The sequence below is a fragment of the Streptomyces sp. NPDC018031 genome, from assembly GCF_044327625.1.
Classification (GTDB): Bacteria; Actinomycetota; Actinomycetes; order Streptomycetales; family Streptomycetaceae; genus Streptomyces.
This window is the reverse complement of record NZ_JBIRFT010000045.1, coordinates 1-6228: the sequence shown is the minus strand read 5'-3', so window position 1 is coordinate 6228 and position 6228 is coordinate 1. Positions and strand designations below refer to the sequence as shown.

1 protein-coding gene and 1 pseudogene are annotated in these 6228 nt (G+C 74.5%); both read right to left on the bottom strand.

Annotated elements, in window-relative coordinates; translation table 11 throughout:
* Nucleotides 1–2081, bottom strand: a pseudogene (locus ACH4B3_RS34090) (type I polyketide synthase); the annotation flags it as partial.
* A gap of 50 nt (nucleotides 2082–2131) precedes the next feature.
* Nucleotides 2132–6228: SDR family NAD(P)-dependent oxidoreductase (locus tag ACH4B3_RS34085; RefSeq protein WP_398469647.1), on the bottom strand; the 4097-nt coding region annotated here is incomplete at its 5' end.

Genomic DNA, 6228 nt, shown 5'->3' with positions numbered 1-6228 from the left:
GCCCCACCGGCGGGCAGCGCACCCATCAACCGGCCCCGCGCCACCACCAGCGCACCCGCGTCCGCCAGCGACAACACCCCGGCCACATGCGCCGCAGCCAGCTCACCGACCGAATGCCCGATCAGATAGTCCGGCACCACACCCAGCGACTCCACCAACCGGTACAGCGCCACCTCGACGGCGAACAACGCCACCTGCGTGTACTCCGTGGCATCCAGCAGCCCCGCCTCGGCCGAACCCTCCTGCGCCGACAGCAGCTCCCGCACCGACCGGCCCACCAACGGGTCCAGCACCGCGCAGACCTCGTCCAACGCTTCGGCGAACCGCGGGAACGCCACCGCCAGCTCCGCACCCATCCGGGCCCGCTGCGAACCCTGACCGGTGAACAGCACCGCGGTCTTCCCCGCGACCGCACGACCCACAGCCACCCCACCGGCCGGCTCACCCGCCGCGACAGCCGCCAGCCCCGCCAGCAACTCACCACGATCCGACGCCACCACCACCGCACGCCGCTCCAGCAACGCACGACTGGTCGCCTCGGAGAAACCGACGTCCGGCAGCGACAGCTCGGCGCGGTCGGCCAGGTGCGCGCGCAGCCGCTCGGCCTGGGCCCGCAGCGCGTCCTCGCTCCGGCCGGAGACCAGCACCGGCACCGCGCCGACCGGACGCTCCGCCGCTTCCCCGGCCGGCGCCTCGGTGCCGGCCTGCTCCTCGGCGGGGGCTTCGGCGGGCGCCTCCTCCAGGATCACGTGCGCGTTGGTGCCGCTGATGCCGAACGACGACACACCGGCGCGGCGCGGGCGCCCGGCGCCCGACCACTCCTGCGCCTCGGTGAGCAGCTCGATCTGCCCGGCGTGCCAGTCGACGTGCGGGGACGGCGCGTCCACGTGCAGGGTGCGCGGCAGCATCCCGTGCCGCATCGCCATCACCATCTTGATCACGCCCGCGACACCGGCCGCGGCCGAGGTGTGGCCGATGTTGGACTTGATGGAGCCCAGCCACAGCGGGGCGTCCACCCGCTCCCGGCCGTAGGTGGCCAGCAGCGCCCGGGCCTCGATCGGGTCACCCAGCTGGGTGCCGGTGCCGTGGCCCTCGACCGCGTCGACCTCGGCCGCGCTCAGTCCCGCGCTCTCCAGCGCCTGCCGGATCACCCGCTCCTGCGAGGGGCCGTTGGGCGCGGTCAGACCGTTGCTCGCACCGTCCTGGTTGATCGCGCTGCCCCGCACCACGGCGAGCACGTTGTGCCCCTTGCGGCGGGCATCGGACAGCCGCTCCAGCACGATCAGGCCGAGGCCGTCGGAGAAGCCGGTGCCGTCCGCGGCGGCCGCGTACGCCTTGCAGCGGCCGTCCTGCGCGAGGCCCCGCTGCCGGCTGAACTCGAGGAAGAGGAACGGGCCGGCGAGCACCGTCACGCCGCCGACCAGCGCCAGCGAGCACTCGCCCGCGCGCAGCGCCCTGGCCGCCAGGTGGATCGCCACCAGCGACGAGGAGCAGGCGGTGTCCACCGTGACCGCGGGCCCTTCCAGGCCCAGGCTGTAGGCGATCCGGCCGGACACCACACTGCCCTGGGTGCCGGCCAGCCGGAAGCCCTCCAGCTCCGGCAGCATCTGGCCGCCGTAGTCGGAGGTCACCGCGCCGGTGAAGACACCGGTGTCGCTGCCGCGCAGCGAGGTCGGGTCGATGCCCGCGTCCTCGAACGCCTCCCAGGCCGCCTCCAGCATCAGCCGCTGGGCCGGGTCGATGGCCAGGGCCTCGCGGGGGCTGATGCCGAAGAAGTCCGCGTCGAAGTCGCCGACCCCGTCGATGAAGCCGCCGGAGCTGGTGGTGACCTTCCCCGGCTGGTCGGGGTCGGCGTCGTACATCCGCTCCAGGTCCCAGCCGCGGTCGGTCGGCATCCCCGACATCGCGTCGCCGCCGGAGGCCACCAGCTCCCACAGGTCGTCCGGGGAGGCCACGCCACCGGGGTAGCGGCAGCTCATGCCCACGATCGCCAGCGGCTCGAGGTCGCGCTGCTCCAGCTCCTGCACACGGCGGTTGGCCGTGCGCAGCTCCGTGGTCACCTTCCGCAGGTAGGTACGGAGCTTCTGCTCGTCGGCCGTCGATCCGCCCCGCACGTCGTTCGCGTTTCCGGTCATGCCGACCCGAGCTCCTTGTCGATCAGTTCGAACATCTCGTCGTCGGACACCATGTCCAGGGCGTCGTCGGCCCCTTCGTCGGCGTCGCTGGTGTGGCTTTCGGCACCGCTGAGGACGGTGCGCAGCCGGTTGCTGAGGTAGCGCAGGCGGGGTTCGACCTGGGCGAACTGCTCCTCGTCGCCCGAGACCGCGATCAGCATCGCCTCGAGCTTGCGGAACTCCTCCTCGAACGGCGTGCCGTCCTGCTCGGTGCTGCCGCCGCCGCCCACTTCCTTGAACAGCAGCCGGGCGACCGCCGCCGGGGACGGGTGGTCGAAGACCAGGGTGGCGGGCAGCCGGAGTCCGGTGGCCTGGGTGAGCCGGTTGCGCAGCTCGACCGCGGCGAGCGAGTCGAACCCGAGCTCCTTGAAGGCGCGTTCCGGGTCGATCGCCGCACCGGAGGCGTGTCCGAGGACGGCCGCGACCTGGGACAGCACCGCCTCCAGGACGACCTCCTCCCGATCGGCGTCCGGGACTCCGGCGAGCCGCTGGGCCAGCGATCCGCCGGTGGACTCGGCGCGCCGGGCGGGGGCGCGGACCAGGCCGCGCAGCAGCGCCGGCAGCATCCCGGTGCGGGCCTGCACCCGCAGCGCTCCGAGGTCCAGCCGGATCGGCACCAGCAGCGCCGCGTCCAGGCCGACGGCCTCGTCCAGCAGTTGCAGACCCAGCTCGGTGGGCAGGGCGCCGATGCCGTTCCGTTCCATACGGGCGAGGTCGGCCTCGTCGAGTTCACCGGTCATGCCGGTGGCGTCGGCCCACAGGCCCCAGGCCAGCGAGCTGGCCGCCAGGCCCGCGGTGCGCCGCTGGTGCGCCAGCGCGTCGAGGGCGGCGTTGGCGGCGGCGTAGTTCGCCTGGCCGGGGTTGCCCAGGTGCGCCGCGGCCGAGGAGAACAGCACGAACGCGGACAGCTCCATTCCTGCGGTCAGTTCGTGCAGGTGCCACGCCGCGTCGACCTTCGGGCGCATGACCCGGGTGAGCTGCTCGGGGGTGAGGGACTCGACCACTCCGTCGTCGAGCACACCGGCGGCGTGCACCACGGCGGTCAGCGGCTGTTCCAGCGAGCCCAGCAGGTCCGCCAGCTGCTCCCGGTCCGCCACGTCGCAGGCGGCGACCCGGGCCCGGGCGCCGAGCGCGTCGAGTTCGGCGACCAGCTGCTCGACGCCGTCCGCGGCCGGGCCGCGCCGGCTGACCAGCAGCAGCTGCCGGACGCCGTGCCGCTCGGCCAGGTGCTTGGCGACCAGTGCGCCCAGACCGCCGGTACCACCGGTGATGAGCACGGTGCCGTCCGGGTCCAGCGGCGCGGGGATGGTGAGCACCACCTTGCCGACGTTGCGGCCCTCGCGGAGGAAGCGGAACGCCTCCCGGCCGCGGCGCACGTCCCAGGTGCGGATCGGCGCGTGCCGCAGCGCTCCCTGCTCGAACAGCGCGGCGATCTCGACCAGCATCTGCTGGATCCGCTCGGGTCCCGCTTCCATCAGGTCGTAGGACCGGTAGCGCACCCCGGCGTACTCGCGGGCCACCACCTCCGGGTCGCGGATGTCGGTCTTGCCCATCTCGATGAACCGGCCGCCGCGCGGCAGGAGTTCCAGGGTCGCGTCGACGAACTCGCCCGCCAGCGCGTCCAGCACCACGTCCACTCCGGCGCCGTCGGTGGCCGCCAGGAAGGTGTCCCGGAAGTCCAGGTCGCGGGAGGAGGCCAGGCGGTCGTCGGCGACCCCCAGTGCCCGCACCGCGTCCCACTTCGGCGCGCTGGCGGTCGCGAAGACCTCCGCGCCGAAGTGCCGGGCCAGCTGTACCGCGGCCATGCCCACGCCGCCGGCCGCGGCGTGCACCAGCACCCGCTCACCGGCCTCGATGCCGCCGGCCAGGTCGACCAGCCCGTAGTAGGCGGTCAGGTACACCACGGGGACGGAGGCGCCCTCGGCGAAGGACCAGGCCGCCGGCATCGGCGCCAGCGTCCGCCGGTCGGCGACCGCCACCGGTCCGAAGGCGTCCGGTACCAGGCCGAACACCCGGTCGCCGGGGGCCAGGTCGGTCACGCCCGAGCCGACTTCGAGCACCACGCCGGCCGCCTCGCTGCCCAGCCAGGCCTCGCCGGGGTACATGCCGAGCGCGATGAGCACGTCGCGGAAGTTGAGGCCCGCGGCCCGGATGCCGACCCGCACCTCGCCCACGCCCAGCGGGCGGCTGCCGTCGGAGGGGACGATCGCCAGGTCCTCCAGCGAGCCCTTGCGCCGGATCGCCAGCCGCCAGGCGTCGCCCTCCGGCGCCGCGGCGGCGCGTCCGAGCCGGGGTGCCAGCACCCGGCCCTCACGCACCGTCAGCTGCGGCTCGTCCAGGTCGAGCAGGGCGGCCCACTCCGGCCGGGTGCCGTTGTCGACGTCCACCAGCAGGAACCGGCCCGGGTGCTCGGACTGGACGCTGCGCAGCAGGCCCCACACCGGCGCCTGGGTGACGTCCGGTGCCTCGTCGCCCACCGCGACCGCGTGCCGGGTCACCACGACGAGCCGGGCGTCGGCGAGCCGGTCGCCGGCCAGCCACCGCTGCACCAGTTCCAGCGCCCGGTCGGCGGTGGCCCGCGCGGTCTGCGCGGCGTCGCCGGCGTCCGCCGGGGAGCCGATGTGGGCGAGGACCGCGTCCGGGACGCCCGCGCCGTCGGCGAGCGCCTGCTCCAGCGCGTCCAGGCCGGCGAACCGCTCGCCGTCCGCGTCGAGGTCGCCGAGGACCGCCAGCCGCACCGGCTTGGCGGCGCCGACCGTCACCGGGGCCCAGTCGACCTGGAACAGCGAGCTCTGCTTGCTGCCCTGGGCGCTTTCCAGCTGCGCCTGGTCCATCGGGCGGACGGACAGCGCGTCGACCGCCACGACCGTGGAGCCGGTGTCGTCGGCCACGTGGATCCGGAGTGCCGATTCGCCCGCCGAGCCGATCCGCACCCGGGCCTGGGTGAGCCCGGTCCGCCCGATCCTCACTCCGGACCAGGAGAACGGCAGGTCGACCGACGATCCGGCGTCCTTGTCCAGGAGTACGCCGTGGAGTGCGGCGTCGAACAGCGCCGGGTGGACGCCGAATCCCGCGGTGCCGGTGTCCTCGGGCAGCGACACCTCCGCGTAGACCTCGTCACCGGCGCGCCATGCCGCCCGGACGCCCTGGAACAGCGGCCCGTAGTCGAAGCCGATGTCGGCCAGTCGCGGGTAGAAGCCGTCGACGGCGACCGGTTCGGCGCCGGCCGGCGGCCACTGGAGCGGGAAGGGCTCCGACGGCTCGGCGTCGGGGGCGAGCCAGCCGCGGCCGTGGCAGGTGGCCGGCCGCTGCTCGTCCTCGCCGGCCGTCTCCGGCCGGGAGAAGACCGCCACCTCGCGGCGGCCGTCCTCGCCCGCCGGGCCGACGGTGATCTGGATCTGCCGGGCGGCGTCCTCGGCGAGGACCAGCGGCGCCTCCAGCACCAGCTCGTCCAGCACCTCGCAGCCCACCTCGCGGCCGGCCGTGAGCGCCATCTCGACCAGCGCCGTGCCGGGCACCAGCACCGTGCCGAACACCGCGTGGTCCTGGGTCCACGACTGCGCGTCCTGGGAGACGCGGCCGGTGAACATCCACTCGTCGCGGTCGCCGACCTGGACGGCCGCGGCGAGGATGGGGTGGTCGACACGGGCCAGGCCGGCGGCCGCGGCATCCCCCGCGCCACCACCCGGCACCAGCCAGAAGCGTTCGCGCTGGAAGGCGTAGGTGGGCAGCTGGACGCGCCGGGCGCCACTGCCGGCGAAGAAGCCCGGCCAGTCCACCCCCACACCCGCCACATGTGCCTCGGCCAACGACAGCACGAACCGCTGCAGACCACCCTCGTCACGGCGCAGCGAACCCACCACACCGACCCGGTCCTGCGCACCGTGCGCGGTGGCGGTCTCCTCCACCGCCATCGCCAGCACCGGATGCGGAGACACCTCCACGAAGCAGTTGGTGCGGTTGTCGATCAGGGCGCGGACGGCGGGCTCGAAACCGACCCGGCCCCGCAGGTTCCCGTACCAGTACCCCGCGTCCAGCGTGGCGGTGTCGATGA